Genomic DNA, 18747 nt, shown 5'->3' with positions numbered 1-18747 from the left:
AAATCCTTTTTGCCCGGCCCCTGTAAGCAAGGCAGGCGCCGACTTCTCCGCCGCGCCTCAGCCCTCCAGCCGGGAGAAGTCCGCCACCGCATCCACCGCCGCACGAATCCGCGACAGCAAAAGCAGCCTATTGCGTCGCACAATACGATCTTCCGCGTTCACGACAACCGCCTCAAAGAAGCCGTCCACGAAGCGGCGCAGTTTTGACAGCGCCGCCATGGCCGATTCAAAGTCTTCCTCGGCCAGCGCCGCCGTCGCCACGGCCTCCGCCGCCTCCAATTCCGCAATCAAGGCGCGCTCTTGCGCCGCATCCGCGGTCCTGGCGATGGCGATGAAAAGCGCGGCGGAGTCCGCTTCGCTCAGCGGGCCTTCGCCATCCGCATCCGGCGCGCGTTCCAGCGCCTCGAGGCGCGCTACGGAAAGATCGAACCCCTTCTTCTCCTCGGCGGCGAGAATGTTCGCCGCCCGGCGATACCCGGCCAGCAGCGCCGCGCCGTCCTCGGTCTCCAGAAACGCCTGCAGCGCCCGGGACTTGTTGGTGACGCGCACGAGGTCGTCATCGCCAAGGGCGAACACCGCATCGATCACGTCATGGCGCACGCCTTCGTCCTTGAGGTGGACTTTGAGACGGTCGGCGAAGAAATCAAAAAACTCGTCCTCCATCCATTCAAAATGACTTGCAACCAACCCACCCGCGCGTTCGGAGTTTTCGTTTCCATCTGCGTTTTCAACGTCGACGAGACCATACCGATCCGAAAGTCCAAGGTGATCAACAGCCAACCTGAAATCCTGCAGAGCGGTGAAAGCATCGGAATTCTGAAAGACTTCTAGAGCGGCTGGCGGGACGCCTGGATGAGGCCAGTCGCGACAATTTTCGACAAAAGCCCTGACTGTTTTTACCAGCTCGTCGTCCGTATTCGCATATGCAGAAGCAATTCCAAAAGACTGCGCATCAAAAATTGATGTCATTAAGAAACGCGAAGCATCCTTTTGCTTTACGATCTTCAAAAACGCAAGAATAAGACCGAACGGAATCTGCTTAAGGTGTTTCAATATCCCGGTACGGAAGAAGTGATTTATTGATGGTTCGTGGAAACGAACCTCCAACAAAATCCGAATAACCCCCAGCGCCGCCCTTCGCAGGGCGAACGGGTCCTTCGACCCTGTGGGTTTTTCGTCGATAGCCCAGAAGCCCACCAGCGTGTCGAGCTTGTCGGCAAGCGCCACCGCCGCGCTCACCGGCGCGGTGGGGACGGCGTCGGAGGGGCCCTGGGGTTTGTAATGGTCGCGGATGGCGTCGGCGACGGTTTGGCGGTCTTTGTCGCTTAGCCCTGAGAGCCCGCCCTCGTCCTTCGAGGCCCGCTTCGCGGACTCCTCAGGATGAGGCCTCTTTTGCTCTCCCCCTCCCACATTCTGAGGTGCGCCCCCGGACGTGGTCTGGGGGCGCCTCGAAGGATCGGCCTCCAGCGCATAATAACGCCCCATCACCCCCTGCAGCTCGGGGAACTCATAGACCATCTGGCTCACCAGATCGGCCTTGGCGAGCTTCGCTGCGAGGTAAGCAAGCTCCGGGTCCGCGCCCACAGCTGGCGCGAGCTCGCGCGCCAGCGCCGCGACGCGCTCCGTCTTGTCGGCGACCGTGCCCAGCTTGTCGTGGAAGGTGACTTTCGAGAGCTCAGCCGCCATGGCCTCCAGGCCCTTGGCGCGGTCCAGATCCCAGAAATGGCGGGCGTCGGAGAGACGCGCCGACAGCACGCGGGCGTTTCCCGCCGCGATGGCGGCCCCGCCGTCGGGGGCGTCCTGATTAGCGATGACGACGAATTTCGGGGCGATCTTGCCGCCTGAGTCCGCCACCGCGAAATATTTCTGGTGGGTCTTCATGGTGAGCTGGATGACTTCCGGCGGTAGGTCCAAAAAGCCCGGATCCATGTCGCCCAGAATGGCGACCGGATGCTCCACAAGCCCCGTCACCTCGTCCAGAAGGCCGTCATCCTCCACCAGAACCAGCCCTGCATCGGCGCAGACCTTGCGCGCATCCAGCAGGATTTTCGCCCGCCGCTCGGTGCGCGAGAGAAGCACGCCGTTCTCTTTCAGCTTGATCTGGTAATCGTCCCAGCCGGACACCGCGAAGGGGCCGGAGCCGTGAATGCGGTGGCCCTCGGTCACGTTCGAGGCGGTGATCCCGAACACCTGCGCCGGGACGATCTCGCCGCCCAGAAGCGCGACAATCCGCTGCAGCGGACGCACCCAGCGCTGGGCGCGGTCTCCCTCGCCGAACTTCATGCTCTTGGGCCAGGGGAAGGCTTTCACCATTTCGGGAATCGCCTCGGCGATCACGTCGGCGGTGTTGCGACCCGGCTTTTCAATCACGGCGATGTAGAACGCGCCCTTCTTGTTTTCCTCGATGCGGCATTGATCAAGGCTTGTCAGCCCGGCGCCGCGCAGAAAGCCTTCAAGGGCTTTCTCCGGCGCGTCGGTGCGCGGGCCCTTGCGCTCCTCGCTCACATCGGCGGTCTTGTCCGGCAGGCCGGTCATGGACAGCCCGATGCGGCGCGGCCCGGAGAAGGTCTCCAGCGCGCTCCACTCCAGCCCCGCCTCTTTCAGCCTGGCGGTGAACAGGCGCTCAAGATCCGCCTCGGCGCGCGCCTGCATGCGGGCGGGGATTTCCTCGGAGAAGAATTCGAGAAGGAAGTCTGACACGGGTGCGGTCCTAATGATTGCTCGCCTGCATGCGGGTATAGGCCGGGCGCGCGTGAAGGCTGTCTATATAGGCGCCGAAAGGAGACTCCTTGGGCAGAACGCCGAAATGGCGAAGCCAGCCCAGCGCGCCGCCCACCAGAATGTCGGCGGCCGAGAATGTGTCGCCGAGAATGTAGGGCGACTCCTTCAGGGGCCGTTCCACCAGCGTCAGCGCGGTCTCCCAATCGCCCCAGCCGACCCGGCCGGGATCGGCGTCCCAGCCCTGAACCTTCGCCATCATGGCCGGCTCCAGAACGCTGGGACGAAACACCGACCAGTAGAGATACGCGGCGCGCTTTTCGTCGCCGACGGCCGGCGCCAGCCCCGCTTCGGGAAATTCGTCGCACAGATAGAGCGAGATCGCAGCCATCTCGCCGATCACCTTGCCCTTGTGGCGGATCGCGGGAACCTTGCCGGCCGGATTGATCGACAGATAGCTGGGCTCGCGCGTCTCGCCGCCGAACACGTCGACCTTCCTCAGATCATAGGCCAGGCCCATCTCTTCGAGCAGCCAGACCGTGCCGGTGGAGCGCGTGTTGGGGCCGTGCCAGACAGTGATTTCGGCCATCAGTCGGCGCCGATCGTCTTGGCGAAGGCCGGACGGCTGGTGACCGCATCCACATAGCGCTCGATGGCCGGACGCGCCTCCATGAGGCCGAACTCTGTCGCCCAGTTCAGCGCGCCGCCCACCAGAAGGTCGGCCGCAGTAAACCAGTCGCCGAACAGATAAGGCTCGGCGGTCTGAAGGCGGGTCTCCAGCGCGTCGACCACCGCCTCCACATCGCCCCAGCCGGCCTGGCGGCGGTTGGTTTCGAACTTGAGGCCCGCCTGCAGCATGGCCGGATCAATGGCGGTGCCCTGAAAGATCAGCCAGCGCAGATAATCGCCGCGGCGCGGATCATCGAGCCCCGGCGCCATGTCCACCGGCGTCTTGTATTTGTCGGCCAGATAGATCGCGATGGCCGGCGTATCGCTGACGCTTACCTCGCCGTCCAGAAGCGCCGGGATCTTTCCCAGCGGACTGATGGAAAGAAACTCCGGCGTGCGCATGGAGCCGTCTTCATACTCCACGCGAACAAGCTCGTAGTCCACGCCCAGCTCTTCCAGGAGCCAGTGCGTCATGGTCGCGCGCGATTGCGGATTATGGAAAAGTTTCAGGGTCATCAGGCGGCTCTCTCACGTTCAAGTTTCACCCATGCATCCGCGCAGCCCTTGGCGAGCTCGCGCACCCTTGCGATCCAGCTGGCGCGCTCGGCCACCGAAATGGCGCCGCGCGCATCCACCAGATTGAACAAATGGGAGGCTTTCAGGCAGAAGTCATAGGCCGGAAGCGGCAACGGTTTTTCCAGCGCCAGCAAAGCCTTGCACTGATTTTCCGCGCCCTTGAACCAGTCGATGAGCATGTCCACGTCGGCGCGCTCGAAATTGAAGGCCGATTGCTGGCGCTCATTCTCCAGGAACACGTCGCCATAGCTCAGCCCGGCTCCGTTGAAATCAAGATCGTAAACGTTTTCAACGCCCTGCACATACATGGCCAGGCGCTCCAGCCCGTAGGTCAGCTCGCCGGAGACCAGCTCCACATCCTGGCCGCCCACCTGCTGGAAATAGGTGAACTGGCTCACCTCCATGCCGTCGCACCAGACCTCCCAGCCCAGCCCCCAGGCGCCCACGGTGGGGTTCTCCCAGTCATCCTCCACAAAGCGCACATCGTGCAGCTTGCGGTCCACGCCGATGGCGTCCAGCGAGCCCAGATAGAGGTCCTGCAGGTTTGACGGAGATGGTTTGAGGAGCACCTGAAACTGGTAATAATGCTGCAACCGGTTGGGGTTTTCCCCATAGCGCCCGTCGCCGGGCCGGCGCGAGGGCTGCACATAGGCGGCGCGCCAGGGCCGGGCGCCAAGCGAGCGCAGGGTCGTCGCCGGGTGCAGGGTGCCCGCCCCCACCTCGGTGTCGTAGGGCTGCAGAATCGCGCAGCCCTGGTCGGCCCAGTAGCGCTGCAGGGTCAGGATGAGGTCCTGAAAGGACGGGGCGTCAGGGTTTCGCATGGCGGCGGAAAATCCGGCTCTTTTTCAAGTCGCGCGAACCTAGGCGCGGTTACCGGACCGATCAAGCGGCCCGTCCGCGTTGGGATGTCGACCAGACAGGCGCCAGGCAGACACAAAAACGGCGGCGCGCCACCCCGGACACGCCGCCGTCATCAGGCCGTCCCCCCATCGGACGGTGGTTCCTGGCCCCTAGCGGTAGGTCTGCGCCGGACGCCAGATGCCGTCAGTGCCCTGGCACATATACACAAGGCGGCCCGACGACTGCATGTCGCGGCAGGCGCCGTTGGCCGGCGCACTGGCCGAGCCCTGAGAAGAGCCGGCGGTGTAGACCTGGGCCTGGCCGTAGGAACCGCTGTCGGACGGGCGGTAATCAGGGCCGCCGAGCAGCTCACCGGACGAGCGCCCGTATCCGTCGTCATAGCCGTAGCCGTCATCGACGCGGCGATCATCGTAGCCGTACTGGTCATACCCGCCGGTGTCGTAGCGCCGGCTGTCGTAGCGCCGATCGTCGTAACGCGGATCCGCGTAGCCGTAAGCGTCGCCGCGATAACCCACATCGGACCCGTAATGGCCCGGCGCCGCGCCGTAGCCTCCGCCGCTGCGGCGGGCGTAGGCGTCGCAGCCGCTTCCCGCCCCGCCGACGGCCGCACCGGCCACCGCGCCAAGCCCGGCCCCGGCGAGCACGGCGCCGTCATTGCCTTCTTCCTGGTAGCCACGACCGCGATGTCCACGATATCCATGGTCGCGCCCACGATAGCCGCGGTGGCCGCGATAGCCGCGCTCATTGCGCGCACGGTCCTGGCCGCCGTCGTGGATTTCCGCGCCGAGCACGGCGCCGATGACGCCGCCGATCACCGCGCCGGCGATCTGACGGTTGCGCTGCTGGGCGATGCATTGCTCATAGCTGGGGCCCTGGTTTCCATAGCGCGACTGGGCGCCATAGCTCTGGGCCTCGGCCGGGCTGAGGCCGGGAAGCACGAACGCTGCGCCGCAGGCGGCGGCGAGGAGAAAACGGGTCATGGAAGACCTCCTCTTCTGGCGCGCCACGAGGGCGCGGACCTTTTGATCTTACGCAAACCTTAAGCCATGAGCCATGAGCCGGAGATGAACGGCTTCAGGACGAAAAAGGCCCGCCCCACGAGGGGGCGGGCCCTGTCTTGCGCGCGGCCTACTGGCGCCGCGCCACCTCCCAGCGGCCATACCGGTCGCGGCACATGCGCACCCGGTCATAGGCGACCTGTCCGTTGGGGAGGAAGATTTCCGCGTCGCCCCAGCGGCACTGATTGCCGCGATACTGGTGCCAGTCACGGGCGTAAACCACGCCGCGGACACCCGAATACGGATTATTCCAGTAATAGGGCCGGTCGTTGGAGAAGGCCGAATGCACCGCATAGCGGTACTGGCCGCGATCGCAGTCGTTGAACGAGGCGCCGAGCCCTGCGCCCAAAAGCCCGCCGGCGAGCACTGCGCCGCCATCGCCTTCATACGCGGCGCCGCCCAGGATCGCCCCGATCAGCGCTCCGGCCACCACCCCGTCGCCATCGGACCGGCAAAACCGCTGATCATAATGGAAGGTGTTGCGGGAATAGTGGTCTGTATACCGGCGGTTATAATGCCAGCTCGCACGGGCCGGGGCATGACTGTAGACACGCCGCGGCGGAGTGTGGACGCGCGGCGCCGGGCGGTGTCCGCGATAGTGCTGATCCACACGGTGCACCGGCTGATTATAGCGGTGATCGCGGCGGTGATCGCGCTGATCGACCCGGCGGTCACGACGGTCGTACCCATGATCGCGGCGCTGGTCGGACCGGTCGAAGCGCTGATCCCGGCGTTGTTCTCGGCGATCGGCGCGCGGGTCGCCCCGCCGGTCTGCTCGCTGCTCGGGGCCACGATTTTGAACCGCATCCCGGCGGCGCTCCTGCGCCATGTCCGGCCCCGCGTCCCGGCGCCGGTCGGGGCGTGCCTGTCCGGCTCGATCAGGCCTTGAAGCCGCGCGTTCTTCGCGGCGTTCGCCGCGGCCGCGCTCGGCGCGTTGCTCGCCGCCCCGCTCCCGGCGTGCGTCCCGGCGCGCCTCACGACGGTCTCCGGATCCGCGCTCAGGGCGTTCCTGAACGGCGGTCATGCTTTCGGTGCTGGCGAGCGTTGCGGCTTGCGCTGCGGGCGCGAAGCTCGGGCCGGGACCTGCAAGCAGGCCCGTGACCAGAACGGCTGCAGCAAGCGATCGATACATCATCGCGCTTGGCCTTTCTGTCTTGAGCGCCGGACACACGCCGGCTCGGTAACCAAGGGGTAAACGCGCTAACCTGACACCTGGATGAACAAAAGGTTCATAAAACCTGGGAATACGACATCAAGTGACTGTATTTACCGGGCTGTGAGCGGATCAAGTCCGGGCGGCGGCGCCAGGCCCGGGCTGGCGAAGGCCATAACCTTGAACAAGTCGCCCATTTCATCGGAGCTGGTGAGCCGTTCAAGCTGGCGCATGAGCCGGCCCCGGCCCGCCTCGCCGGCGGTGCGCGCCAGCGCTGCGGCGCGCTGTTCGATGCCCAGCCCGGTCAGGAAAGCGCCTTGCGCATTAGGGCCGTAGACATCAAGGCCTTCCGCCTGCGCCAGTGCGCCCAGCCGGTCGAACGCGGCCCAGGCCGTGAGATCGGCGCCGCCGGGCCGGTCCAGCGGATCGACCTTCTCATGCTTGCGAATCGCCTGCAGCGTATCGCCGAATTCCGGCGCATCCGATCCGTAGTCGATGAACAGGGCGTAGCCCGGCGCGGCGTGCAGGCGCGCGGCCACCGCCTCAACCAGCGGCGGGTCGCCAGGGCGCAGCTCCACCAGCGTTCCATCCGGCGCAGCGCGCAGAGCCTCCGGCAGGGTCTCAATGTCGGCCTCGCTCAAGACGGAACCAAGCCCGAACGCAAAGCGCGCCGGGTCTTTCGGGTCCAGCCCCACCACCCGCTCACGCCAACGACCGTCCAGGCGCACGCCCTGGCGGATCGGCAGGCAGTCCAGAAACTCATTGGAGACGATGACGCACGGCCCCTTGGCGGCCTGCTCCAGCTGCCTGGCCCAGCGCACCGGAACCGGCGCCCGCGACAAGGTCTCGCCCTGGACCATTTTAAGCGCCGGGCTCGCCTCTACCAGCGTGACGTCACAGGCTTCCAGAAAGCCCGGCATGGCCCGGCCGGCGCGCAGCATGTCGCTCATCATTCGGCCCGTGCCGGGGCCCAGCTCGATGAGCTGAACCGGCGCGGGCGCGCCCATCTGACCCCAGACCTCGGCTGTCCACAGACCCAGAAGCTCACCGAACATCTGGCTGATTTCCGGCGCGGTGATGAAGTCGCTGGCTGCGCTCAGAGGGTCCTTGGTGGCGTAGAACCCGGCTATGGGATCAAACAGCGCCTCGCCCATGAAGGCGGCCACTGAAAGCGGGCCCTCGGCGGCGATGCGCTCTCTCAGGCGGGCCGCGAGCATCGCCAGCGGGCGTAACTCGTCACTATCAGAAGTCATGGATCCTTACGCGGCCGCTTTGTCGCCAATCGCCGGTTTCTTGAGCGCCCGACGCACCAGGAAGGCGCCTAGCGCGATCATGGGAACGCACAGCAGCATGCCCATGGTGACATAGCCCTGCAGCGCTTCGGGCATGTGCCGGTCCGGTTCGCGCACCAGCTCCACCAGGGCGCGGAACACACCGTAGCCGATCAGGAACACGCCGGTGGAAAGGCCCGGCCGGGCGAGAATCCTGAAGCGATAGATCAGCACCGCTAGGATCGTGAACAGCACCGCGCCTTCCAGGAACGCTTCGTAGAGCTGGGAGGGGTGACGCTCGGCGCAGATCGGATCGGCGGCGAAGCGCATGCCCCAGGGCAGGTTGGTTGGCCGTCCCCACAGCTCGCCATTGATGAAGTTCGCCAGACGGCCAAAGAACAGACCGATAGGCGTCGCGGCGGCCACCGCGTCGGCCACGCGCAGGACCGGCGCCTTGTAATGGCGGCTGGTGAAATACATCGCCAGCGCCACGCCGATCAGCCCGCCATGGAAGCTCATCCCGCCTTCGGCGATTCCGGTGATGACCCAGAGCGGTCGCTCCCAGATGGCGCTGGTCTGATAGAAAAGCACATATCCCAGCCGCCCGCCGCCGATCACGCCCAGCATGATCCAAAGCGCCAGATCGTCCACGAAGGCGCGTGAATAGGGCGCGATCTTGGTGGCCGTGGTGGTTCCCCACAAATCGTCGCGCTTCACAAGGCGCATCACCCACCACAGGCCGATGAACAGCCCCGCGATATAGGCCAGCGCATACCAGCGGATCGGGAACGGGCCGAGGCCTGCGATCTCGGGGATGGAAAAGAGAACCGGATCAATCAGGTCGAAGGTCGGCGGGCAGTATTCCATGAGAGATTTCCCGTCAGCTGACGCCCGAAATACGGTTAACTTCGGCCAGGCGCGTTGCCATCACCCTGGTCGAACCCCTATATGAGCCTTCATAGCAGAGCGAGCGGTGTTGTCATGCAGTCGCGCAGCCCAATTTTCAACGATCTGGCCGATCTGATGACGGACGCCTTTTCTGCGGCCCAGGCCGCAGGCGAGGAAGCGCGCACGGCGCTGCGCGCCCGCGCCGAGCGCATGGCCGCCGAGCTGGATCTGGTCAGCCGTGAAGAATTCGACGCGGTGCGAGAGCGCGCTGAGGCGGCCGAGGCCGACCTTGATGCGCTGAAGGCGCGAGTCGACGCGCTGGAGGCGGCCGCCAAGAGCCCCGCCCGCAAGGCTCCGGCCAAGCGCAGTGCGGCGAAAAAGTCATCCAGTTAAGCCGCTTTAATCAGAAACCATGAAGGCGGTTGCGCTGCGGAAACCTTGCAGCGTACCGTCGAAGACGTGCGGGCGGTGAGTCGCCCGCGGCGAGGGGGAGAGGACCTTATGGAGCTCAGCACCCAGGACCACGTGACGGTCGCCGACCCGCTTGAAAGCATCGAGCAGGCGGTGATCGCAGAGCAGTTTCCCTACGAGCGCGACGAGCTTGAATTGCATCTGGCGGCGCCGGGCGCCTGGCGCGACCACCAGATCTGGTTCGCCTATCGGCCCGAGCTGGATGTAATCCATGTCTGCTCCAGCCTGGAGCTGAAAGCTCCGGATAATCGCTACCGCGATGTCTGCGAGCTTGTTACGCGGCTGAACGAGCGGCTGTGGATGGGCCATTTCGATCTGTGGAGCGATGACGGCTCCATCGTCTTCCGCCACGCGCTGACGCTGACCGAAGCCGCGGGCGTGACGCCGGCCCAGGCCGGCGCCCTGATCGAGGCGGCCAAGGAAGCCGGTGAGCGGCTCTACCCGGCCTTCCACTATCTGCTGTGGAGCGGCAAGAGCGCCGCAGAAGCGGTGGCCGCCGCCATGTTCGACACGGTGGGCGAAGCCTAGCCTCTCCTTTCGAGCGATCCGTGTCCCGGCGCCGTCACGACGCGCTCACGGGCGATCTTATCCATCTTCAGAACATGCCTCGCCCGCCCGGAAGCTCCCGGGCGGGCGGTTCTGTCTGAGGGCTCGGGTCAGTCGGCGGGATCACGATTGCGCCCCGGCGCAGACCCCTGAGATAATTCGGCGAAAACGGGGCGAAGGCGCCGGAATCGCGCCTTGAAATGACCCCTAAATCGCCCCTGCCCAACATGGAGCCGTTTTCAAACCTCGCGGGTTTTCTCTCACAGGTCGACGGGACGGACCGTTCCGCCGAGCCGATTCGAAGCAAAGGAGAATTCGACATGAAAACCCTGTTCACCGCCGCCGCCACCGCCGCTCTGATGGGCGGCGCCGCCTTCGCACAGGACGCTGGCGTGTCCTTTGGCGATGTTGACGCCAATGCAGACGGCAAGCTCTCCGTCGAAGAGGTCCAGGCCGTGGCGCCGGACGTCACCGAAGATGAGTTCGACAGCTATGACGCCGACGCCGACGGCTATCTGCAGGAGCCGGAATTCGACACCTGGCTCGCCGCTTACACCGGATCTGAGAACGAGGATCCCGACGGTGATGACGGCGACGACCCGATGAAGGGCTAACGCCAGCAAGACAGCGTGCGCCCGGGACCTCGCCCCTCTGACCCCGCCCAGGCGCGTTCCCGGCGCACGACTGGCCGCCCGCTCCGCATTCGCGGGGCGGGCGGTTTTGCGTAAAAACGCCTTGGCGCCCCGCACCCAGCGGGGCGGGCGGTTTTGCGTGAAACCGCTGTGGCGCCCCGCACCGCCGGCTGCGCGGATTTGCGGTGCGGCGCCCTCGCCCCTTTCCAGCAAGGCCCGTGATCGCCTATACGCGCGGGGCTGAACCAAGCGGGCGCCGCGGCGCGAAAGGATATTTCATGGGTTTCAAATGCGGCATCGTCGGACTTCCAAATGTGGGCAAGTCCACCCTGTTCAACGCCGTCACCCAGACCGCGGCGGCCCAGGCGGCCAACTATCCCTTCTGCACCATCGAGCCCAATGTGGGCGAGGTCGCGGTGCCCGAGCCGCGCCTGCAGGCTCTGGCCGAAATCGCCAAGTCAGCCAATGTCATTCCGGCGCGGATGAGCTTCGTCGACATCGCCGGACTGGTGAAGGGCGCCAGCCAGGGCGAGGGCCTGGGCAATCAGTTCCTGGCCAATATCCGCGAAACCGATGCTGTGCTGTACGTGCTGCGCTGTTTTGAAGACGGCGACGTCACCCATGTGGCCGGCAAGGTCGATCCCATGGCCGATTTCGAAACCGTGGAAACCGAACTCATGCTCGCCGATCTGGAAAGCCTGGAGAAGCGCCGCGCCAATCTGGAGAAGAAGGCCAAGACCGGCGACAAGGACGCCAAGGCCATGCTCGGCCTGGTGGATCTGGCGCTGGCCGAGCTGCAGGAGGGCCGCCCCGCCCGCCACGCCGCCGTGCCCGAGGATTCGCGCAAGGAATGGCGGATGCTTCAGCTTTTGACCGCCAAGCCGGTCATGTTCGTGGCCAATGTGGACGAGGACAGCGCCGCCACCGGCAATGCCTACTCTGAAGCGGTGAAGGCGCGCGCCACCGAGGAAGGCGCCGCCTGCGTCGTGATCTCGGCCAAGATCGAGGCCGAGCTGGCCTTGCTGGAGGAAGATGAGCGCGCGGAATATCTTGAAGAGCTGGGCATTGAAGAGCCGGGCCTGAACCGCCTGATCCATGCCGGCTATCAACTTCTGGACCTCCAGACCTATTTCACCGCCGGCCCGAAGGAGGCGCGCGCCTGGACCATCCGCAAGGGCTGGACCGCGCCGAAAGCCGCCGGCGTCATCCATGGCGATTTTGAACGCGGCTTCATTCGCGCCGAGACCATCGCCTTTGACGACTATGTCGCCAACAAGGGCGAAGCCGGCGCGCGCGATGCGGGCAAGCTGCGCCAGGAAGGCAAGGAATACATCGTGCAGGACGGCGATGTGATGCTGTTCAAATTCAACGTCTAGACTCGCGGTCCGGCCCTGTGACGGGCCGGCGCACCGAGGCGAACAGGGCGTGCGTCGCGTCGCGGCGCTGCTCGAAATAATGCTCGCTGGGCGCCACAAACAGGAGAAGGTCGAGCACCTCGCCCTTCACCGCCGCCAACGCCAGGCCTGAAATCTCCAGCCCGCCCGGCCGCTCGAGCTTCAGCGCGTAGAGCACGCCGCGATCGTCGCCGAAGGCGTGGTCGCGCATCGCCGTCACGCGCACGTTTTCATAGCCAAGCGCGGCAAGGCTCGCGGCTAGAAAATCATCCAGGCCGTCCGCCGGGGTGCTCGCCCACCAGCGCGGATACACTTCGAAACCCGGCGTCACCAGGCCCCGCCCGTCGGTAAGGCTCGCCACGAAGAGCCGGTCCAGAAGCGGTCCGTGGCGGGTGAGTTGATCGGTCGCCACCTCCGGATCCATGCCGGGCCAGATCAGCGTCATGGGCCTATCCAGCTCAAAGGCGAAGCGCGGCGTCTCGATCAGGCCCGGCCCGACGGTTGCATCGTTTGACAGACATCCGCACAGGGCCGACGCGGCGAAGACGATTGCGGCGAGCCTGGCGCCCCGGGCCATGAAGCCGGCGAGCCTCATGAGCGCTCCATTCCAGTCAGATTGGCGAGCCGCGCAAGCTCACGGGCGTGGCGGGCGGCGCGGCGGGGATCGCGGATCGAGCGGTCGCGGCGCGCTCCCGACCACAGCACTTCGCCCGTCTCCAGATTGACCAGCGACAGGACGATGCGCCGCTCAAGCCCGGTCAGCGCCACATCGAACATCTCGCCGATCACGATCTCTGCGGCGCGCTGATAGCCTTCGGCGTATTCGCCGGTCACCGAGACGAACAATCCCGTGCGCGCATCATGGGCCGTGGTGAGATTTTGTCCGGCGGGACCGAGACCGGGCCGCCCGCGGGTGGCGACCGGCGTGCGCCCGGTGAGCGGCCGGTCAAACCCCATAAGGCTTTCCGCCACGGGGCGGTGCAGCCGCGCCAGGGTCCAGGCGGCGTCGAGATCGGACTGATCGTTGAGAAAGACCGGAATGCGGTTGCGCTCGGCCAGCGCCGAAGCTGCGGCGTCCAGAACCGGACGGCGCACCGCCTCGCTCCAGTCCCGGCGCAGGCGAAACGCGCCGCCCAACCGGCGCTCGCCCAGCGTGACATGGACCGGCATCACGAGGATGCGCCCCGCTGGCGCCGCACGCCCCGAGGCGTAGAGCCCGCCTGCGCATCCGCCCGCCAAAAGCGCCGAACCGCATAGCGCCGCTCCCGTCAGTATTGACGCTCGAAGTATCGAGCGCCGTGTGATGCCGCGTTCCATGCGCGCCCCCAATACGCGAACTCAGGCACGGATTATCGCGCATCAGGGGAGAAACGCAAATTGCACTCAGCCCTGATCATCTTTCGCCTCGTCCTCCTTGGCCTGACGAGTCTCGTCGCGGATCTGAGCGTAGGCGAGCATGGCGAACAGGGCCGTGCCGCCGATCATGTTGCCGATCAGAGCCGGTACGATGAAGCCGCCCACACCGGCCAGCAGACTCATTTCGCCAGCAAGCGCCAGCACGCCGACTTCGACGGCGCCGACGATCACATGGGCGAACTCGCCGAGGCCGAGAATGTAGATGATCGTCACCACGATGAAGAATTCGCCGTTCTTTGCGTTCGGCAGCATCCAGACCATGGCCGCCACCAGGAAGCCTGCGGGGACACCAAGCGCCATGGTCTCGAAAAAGCCCGGCTCCATGGCGTGGCGGGCCACCTCCAGCGCGCCGGCGAAATGCTCCGGCTTCAGCACGGGCAGGAAGCTGAGAACGCAGGCCGAAAGCGCGGCGCCGATCAGGTTCGCCGACAGCACAATGAGATAGAGCCGCCCCATTCGGTAAAAGTTGGAGCGGGTGAAGTTGGCCGCCAGCGGGAGAATCGCCGCGATCGTGTTCTCGGTGAACAGCTGCAGGCGTCCGAACACGACAATCACAAAGCCGGTGACATAACCGAGCGGCCGGATCAGATCACGCACCATGCCGGGTTCGGTACTGGCGGTGATCATGCCGGACACGGCCAGCGAGAACGCCAGCGCGAAGCCGGCTGCGATCCCTGACCAGAACAGCGATGCGGCGGGGCGGGTCATCTCCTCGGCGCCCTCACGGCGCACGATTTCAAACACCATCAATGCGCTCGGGCGCACCCGTTCATTCACCGCCTGCTCGGCTTTCCAGCCCTCGACAGTGCTGGAGTCCTTGGGGTCGGTGCTTTCGGTTTCGGCAGCCGCTTTCGCGCGAGAGACGGGTCCGCTCGCCATATGAATCCTTTCACAATCGGGGTGGAGCCATAATTTACGCACGCGGCATGCTTTGGTTCCCCGCTTGGGTGGGCTGAAGCTTCAGTGCGCGGGGCCTAGGCGCAGGCGCGAAGCGGCGTTACATGTCCCGGCCATGAACTACAGACACGCTTTCCACGCGGGCAATTTCGCCGATCTGCTCAAGCACGCGGTTCTCGCCCTGTGCCTTGAGCATCTGAAGAAAAAGTCCAAGCCGTTCCGCTATATCGACACCCATGCGGGTATCGGCGCCTATGATCTGTCCAGCGACGAGGCGCGGCGCAGTCCTGAATGGGAGGGCGGAATCGCGCGCCTGCTCGCCGCCTCTCCGCCGCCGGAGATCGCGCGCATCCTTGCGCCGCTGCTGGACACGGTGAAAGCGATGAACACCGGCGCGGACTTGAGCGCCTATCCCGGGTCGCCGGAGCTCGCCGCACGGCTGATGCGCGAAAGCGACCGCATGACCCTGTGCGAGCTTCACCCGCAGGATTCCCGCACGCTGGACCAGCGCTACGCAAAAGACGCGCGTGTGAAGGTGGAGATGCGCGACGGCTATCGCGCCCTGCCGGCGCTTCTGCCGCCGCGTGAAAAGCGCGGCCTGATCCTCATCGATCCGCCGTTCGAGCACCGCGACGAGATGGCTCACATGGCCGAGGCGGCACTGGCCGCGATCAATAAATGGCAGGACGGAACGTACATCTTCTGGCGCCCGCTGAAGGATTTATGGGCGGCGGAGCGCTTTGACGTCGGGTTCGCCGAATGGCTGATCGAGGAAAAGGGCTTTGACGCGGAGAAAATCCTGCGCGCCGATCTCTGGGTCCGTGAGCCGGGTGGAGACGGCAAGCTCGCCGGCGCCGGCGTGGTGATCATCAACCCGCCCTACACGCTTGAGGCGGACCTCAAGGCGCTCCTGCCCTGGCTGTGTGATCTGCTGGCCCAGGACGAGGATGCGGGCTGGCGCCTGGACGGCGCCATCGCCGAAGACAGTCTGAGCGTCGACGAGTTCTAGAACGATTTTCGTCGATCTTGATCGCCCGGTACCGCCCTGCTCACGGGTCCAGCTTCGCTTAAAAAGGCTCTAGCCCGCCTCGGTCTCGGCCGCCGGCTCGACCTCGCGGCCGGCTCCCACGTCAAACAGCCGCCCCTTCTCGGTCCAGATCACCACGGCGAAGGAGGCGGACCCCATCACCAGAAGTCCGGCGATGAGCGGCACCACCGTGCCGTCATAGAGCTGGCCGATGACCGAGCCGAGCACCGCGCCGGCCATGGACGTCACCGCGCCATAGAGCGCCGCGGCCGTGCCGGCGCGCTTACCCGCGGGCTCCATCACCAGGGAAGAGAAGTTCGAGCCCATCATGGCGAACAGCATGAGCGACGCCGCCAGAAGCGGAAAATACACCCAGAAAGGCGGTTGCCCGGTGAGCGCGATGCCCAGATGCACCACGTTGACGACCACGAAGACGGCGAGCGCCACGTGGGAGATGCGCCGCATGCCCAGGCGTCCGACAATGCGCGCATTGAGGATGTTAGCCGCCGCCAGCCCCAGCGCCACCGCGCCGAACGCCACGGCGAACCAGTCTTCAAGCCCGTAAAGCTCTGCGATGATCTGCTCGGACGTGGCGATGAAGGCGAACAGGGCGCCGAAAATGAAACCGGCGGCGATGATATAGCCTGCGCTCTGCCGGTTGCCGGCCGCGGCGAGATAATTCTTCGCCGCCGAAGCGAGGCTGAATCCGATGCGGTTCTCCGGCTGCAGGGTTTCGGGAAGGCGGACAAACATCCAGACCGCAAGCCCGGCCGCGAGCGCGAACAGGATGGCGAAGATTGCATGCCAGTCGCTGAACGCCAGCACGGCCTGGCCGATCCCGGGCGCGAGGATGGGCACGACCATGAACACCGTCATCGCAAAGCTCATGATCTCCGCCATGCGCCGGCCCGACACCAGGTCGCGCACCAGCGCAACGGCGATGACGCGCGTCGCCGCCGCCGCCGCGCCCTGAAGCGCGCGCGCGGCGATCATCAGCCCCATGGTGGGCGCCATGACGCAAATCACCGTGGAGACCAGATACGCCCCGAGCGCCCATAAAAGCACGTTGCGCCGGCCCAGCGCGTCGGTGAGCGGACCGAACACGAGCTGCGCGATGCCGAAGCCGAACACATAGGCGGTGATCACGAGCTGGCGGTCATTGCCCGGCGCGCCCAGCGCCTCGCCGATCTCGCCCAGCGCCGGCAGGAAGATGTCGATGGACAGGGCGTTGAGCCCCATGAGGGCGCCCACCATGGCGATCAGCTCGACCGTGGTTATGGTCGGCCGCTTGGGATCTGGAGACGCGTGTAGCAAAAAACTAAATCCAAAAAGCGCAACGCCGTCTCAGCTAGGCCGGGCGGGCGTGCAAGTCGAGGCCGCAGCGAAGCCCGGCTCAGTAGTCGGGATCGTTGTCGAACGGCCAGCCGGGCGGAAGATCAGCGGGAACCGAGCCTTGAAAGGCCGGGGCGCGCTTTTCAAGAAAGCTGGTCACGCCCTCCACCGCATCCGCGCTCATGCCGCGATGGAGGATGGCGCGGCTCTCCAGCCGGTGCGCCTCCATGGGATGACTGGCGCCGAGCATGCGCCATAACAGGCGCCGGTTCATGGCCACGGAAACCGGGGCGGCGCTTGATGTCAGCGCCCTCGCCCGCTCCATCGCGCGCTCCAGCACCGCCTCAGGCGTCTCGCACAGCTCGGAAACGAGGCCGCGCTCCATCGCTTCTTCAGCCAGGAAAGTGCGCCCCGAAAGACCCCAGTCCAGCGCCGTCTCCACGCCCACGATCCGGGGCAGGAACCAGCTGGCGCAGCCGTCCCAGGCGATGCCGCGCCTGGTGAACGGATAGGCGAATTTCGCCCCCTTCAAAGCCACACGCCCATCCATGGGCAGGATCATGGTGGCGCCGATGCCCACCGCCGCGCCGTTGATGGCCGCCACCACCGGCTTTTCGCTATCAAAAATGCGCAGGTTTAAAAGCCCGCCGAAATCGCGCCATTGCGGATCAGTGTCCACCAGCCTGCCCTCAGATTTGGCGCTGGCGACCGCATTGAAGGTCTCCGCCCCAAGCGAAAGATCCGCCCCGGCGCAGAATGCGCGCCCGGCGCCGGTGACCACCACCGCTTTCACCGACGGATCGGCGTCGGTCTCGTCAAAGGCGGCGCGGATCTCCTCGCCCATCACGGTGGTGAAGGCGTTCATGGCGTCCGGGCGGTTCAGCGTCACAAGGCCGATCCCGTCGGAAATCTCGAGCTTCACCTGTTCGGCCATGGGAGTCCTCCGGTAGTTTTTTTCTTTTTCGCCGCGCAGTTTAACCCGCTTGCCGCGCGCGCAAACCCCGTAAACGAAAACGGCCGGTCCCCGTGAGGGACCGGCCGCATGTCATCGGATCAAGACCCGCTTACTTGTTGGGCTGCGGGGTGGTGCGCAGGTACGGCTTGATCTTCTTGTAGCCCTTGGGGAAGAGCTTGTCGGCGTCGGCGTCCGACAGGCTCGGCACCACGATTACGTCCTCGCCGTCTTCCCAGTTCACCGGCGTGGCCACCTTGTAGCCGTCGGTGAGCTGCAGCGAATCCAGCAGGCGGAGCACCTCGTTGAAGTTCCGGCCGGCGCTGGGCGGATAGGTGAAGGTGGCGCGGATCTTCTTGTTCGGGTCGATGATGTAGACCGCGCGCACCGTGACCTTCGGGTCGGCGTTGGGATGGATCATGTAATAGAGCGCGGAGACGGACCGGTCCTCATCGGCGATGATGGGGAAGTTCATGGTCACGTTCTGGGTCTCTTCGATGTCCTTGATCCAGCTGTGGTGGTCCGCGATGGGGTCCACCGACAGGGCGATCGCCTTGGCGCCGCGCTTCTTGAATTCGTCTTTCAGCTTTGCGGTGTAGCCAAGCTCGGTGGTGCACACCGGGGTATAGTCGGCCGGGTGGGAGAAGAAGATCACCCAGTCGTCTCCGATCCAGTCGTGGAACTTGATCTTGCCGTCAGTGGTCATCGCCTCGAAGTCCGGGGCGACGTCGCCGAGCAGAAGCGCCATGATTTTTCTCCCTGATAAGGTTTGCGGGGGGCGTCGAACGCAGCTTTACTTGGGCTTCGAGCGGCGAATGCGCAACCCCGATTCCGGTTCGGTCGCCCCCTTGTGACCGAACACGCGCCCGCGTCCAACACCTATGAG

At 65.4% G+C, this 18747-nt stretch carries 20 protein-coding genes; 6 read left to right on the top strand and 14 right to left on the bottom strand.

Annotation, left to right across the window (positions count from 1 at the left end):
• Positions 1–57 precede the first annotated feature (57 nt).
• The 6 genes from glyS to ACWCOP_RS05170 form a co-directional block, all read right to left on the bottom strand.
• Complete coding sequence (gene glyS / locus ACWCOP_RS05195; protein WP_478250162.1) at positions 58–2700, bottom strand: glycine--tRNA ligase subunit beta; 2643 nt, start codon at positions 2698–2700, stop codon at positions 58–60.
• A 10-nt stretch (positions 2701–2710) separates the two neighbouring features.
• Positions 2711–3307, bottom strand: a complete 597-nt coding sequence (locus ACWCOP_RS05190) for a glutathione S-transferase family protein (protein WP_478250161.1) — start codon at positions 3305–3307, stop codon at positions 2711–2713.
• Positions 3307–3903: a glutathione S-transferase family protein gene (locus tag ACWCOP_RS05185; protein WP_478250160.1), complete on the bottom strand. Its 597-nt coding sequence runs from the start codon at positions 3901–3903 to the stop codon at positions 3307–3309. The genes ACWCOP_RS05190 and ACWCOP_RS05185 overlap by 1 nt, the downstream gene beginning before the upstream one ends.
• Positions 3903–4784: a glycine--tRNA ligase subunit alpha gene (locus tag ACWCOP_RS05180; protein WP_478250159.1), complete on the bottom strand. Its 882-nt coding sequence runs from the start codon at positions 4782–4784 to the stop codon at positions 3903–3905. Before ACWCOP_RS05180 ends, ACWCOP_RS05185 begins: the two co-directional genes overlap by 1 nt.
• 189 nt (positions 4785–4973) lie before the next feature.
• Positions 4974–5804, bottom strand: a complete 831-nt coding sequence (locus tag ACWCOP_RS05175) for a hypothetical protein (RefSeq protein WP_478250158.1) — start codon at positions 5802–5804, stop codon at positions 4974–4976.
• Positions 5805–5952: 148 nt separating this feature from the next.
• Positions 5953–6312, bottom strand: a complete 360-nt coding sequence (locus ACWCOP_RS05170) for a hypothetical protein (protein WP_478250157.1) — start codon at positions 6310–6312, stop codon at positions 5953–5955.
• 108 nt (positions 6313–6420) lie between these two features.
• On the opposite strand from ACWCOP_RS05170, the gene ACWCOP_RS05165 reads away from it, so the two are divergent.
• Complete coding sequence (locus ACWCOP_RS05165; protein ID WP_478250156.1) at positions 6421–6771, top strand: hypothetical protein; 351 nt, start codon at positions 6421–6423, stop codon at positions 6769–6771.
• Between the two features lie 377 nt (positions 6772–7148).
• Here the strand turns inward: ACWCOP_RS05165 and ACWCOP_RS05160 are convergent, their stop codons facing one another.
• Together ACWCOP_RS05160 and lgt are read right to left on the bottom strand one after the other, a co-directional pair.
• Positions 7149–8288 carry a class I SAM-dependent methyltransferase gene (locus ACWCOP_RS05160; protein ID WP_478250155.1) on the bottom strand — a complete coding sequence of 380 codons (1140 nt, stop codon included), beginning with the start codon at positions 8286–8288 and terminating at the stop codon, positions 7149–7151.
• 6 nt (positions 8289–8294) lie between these two features.
• Positions 8295–9173 (bottom strand): prolipoprotein diacylglyceryl transferase, encoded by an 879-nt coding sequence (gene lgt / locus ACWCOP_RS05155; protein WP_478250154.1) that lies wholly within the window; start codon positions 9171–9173, stop codon positions 8295–8297.
• A 114-nt stretch (positions 9174–9287) separates the two neighbouring features.
• Between lgt and ACWCOP_RS05150 the strand changes: the two genes are divergently transcribed.
• The 4 genes from ACWCOP_RS05150 to ychF all read left to right on the top strand — a co-directional run bounded on the left by ACWCOP_RS05150 (position 9288) and on the right by ychF (position 12219).
• Entirely contained in the window at positions 9288–9587 is a 300-nt protein-coding gene (locus ACWCOP_RS05150; RefSeq protein WP_478250153.1) for an accessory factor UbiK family protein, read from the top strand.
• Between the two features lie 108 nt (positions 9588–9695).
• A complete protein-coding gene (locus ACWCOP_RS05145) occupies positions 9696–10193 on the top strand; it encodes a type III secretion system chaperone family protein (protein ID WP_478250152.1) in 498 nt (165 codons plus the stop codon).
• 338 nt (positions 10194–10531) lie between these two features.
• The gene (locus ACWCOP_RS05140) at positions 10532–10825 is read left to right on the top strand and encodes an EF-hand domain-containing protein (RefSeq protein ID WP_478250151.1); all 294 of its coding nucleotides are present in this window, start codon (positions 10532–10534) and stop codon (positions 10823–10825) included.
• Between the two features lie 296 nt (positions 10826–11121).
• Positions 11122–12219, top strand: coding sequence for a redox-regulated ATPase YchF (gene ychF, locus ACWCOP_RS05135; RefSeq protein ID WP_478250150.1), 1098 nt, complete (start codon positions 11122–11124; stop codon positions 12217–12219).
• On the opposite strand, the gene ACWCOP_RS05130 is transcribed toward ychF, so the two are convergent.
• The 3 genes from ACWCOP_RS05130 to ACWCOP_RS05120 form a co-directional block, all read right to left on the bottom strand.
• The gene (locus ACWCOP_RS05130) at positions 12209–12832 is read right to left on the bottom strand and encodes a hypothetical protein (protein ID WP_478250149.1); all 624 of its coding nucleotides are present in this window, start codon (positions 12830–12832) and stop codon (positions 12209–12211) included. The genes ychF and ACWCOP_RS05130 overlap by 11 nt on opposite strands.
• Entirely contained in the window at positions 12829–13554 is a 726-nt protein-coding gene (locus ACWCOP_RS05125; RefSeq protein ID WP_478250148.1) for a hypothetical protein, read from the bottom strand. Before ACWCOP_RS05125 ends, ACWCOP_RS05130 begins: the two co-directional genes overlap by 4 nt.
• 66 nt (positions 13555–13620) lie before the next feature.
• Positions 13621–14532 carry a formate/nitrite transporter family protein gene (locus ACWCOP_RS05120; RefSeq protein WP_478250147.1) on the bottom strand — a complete coding sequence of 304 codons (912 nt, stop codon included), beginning with the start codon at positions 14530–14532 and terminating at the stop codon, positions 13621–13623.
• A 133-nt stretch (positions 14533–14665) separates the two neighbouring features.
• On the opposite strand from ACWCOP_RS05120, the gene ACWCOP_RS05115 reads away from it, so the two are divergent.
• Positions 14666–15559, top strand: coding sequence for a 23S rRNA (adenine(2030)-N(6))-methyltransferase RlmJ (locus ACWCOP_RS05115; protein WP_478250146.1), 894 nt, complete (start codon positions 14666–14668; stop codon positions 15557–15559).
• A gap of 69 nt (positions 15560–15628) precedes the next feature.
• Here the strand turns inward: ACWCOP_RS05115 and ACWCOP_RS05110 are convergent, their stop codons facing one another.
• The 3 genes from ACWCOP_RS05110 to ACWCOP_RS05100 all read right to left on the bottom strand — a co-directional run bounded on the left by ACWCOP_RS05110 (position 15629) and on the right by ACWCOP_RS05100 (position 18609).
• Positions 15629–16891 (bottom strand): multidrug effflux MFS transporter, encoded by a 1263-nt coding sequence (locus ACWCOP_RS05110; protein WP_478250145.1) that lies wholly within the window; start codon positions 16889–16891, stop codon positions 15629–15631.
• A gap of 79 nt (positions 16892–16970) precedes the next feature.
• A complete protein-coding gene (locus ACWCOP_RS05105; RefSeq protein WP_478250144.1) occupies positions 16971–17843 on the bottom strand; it encodes an enoyl-CoA hydratase-related protein in 873 nt (290 codons plus the stop codon).
• A 130-nt stretch (positions 17844–17973) separates the two neighbouring features.
• Entirely contained in the window at positions 17974–18609 is a 636-nt protein-coding gene (locus ACWCOP_RS05100; RefSeq protein ID WP_478250143.1) for a peroxiredoxin, read from the bottom strand.
• Between the last annotated feature and the right edge of the window lie 138 nt (positions 18610–18747).

It is taken from the genome of Apolloniradiicaulis salifontis (assembly GCF_053756655.1).
The sequence above is the reverse complement of the archived record's forward strand: the minus strand, read 5'-3'. Positions and strand labels throughout refer to the sequence as shown.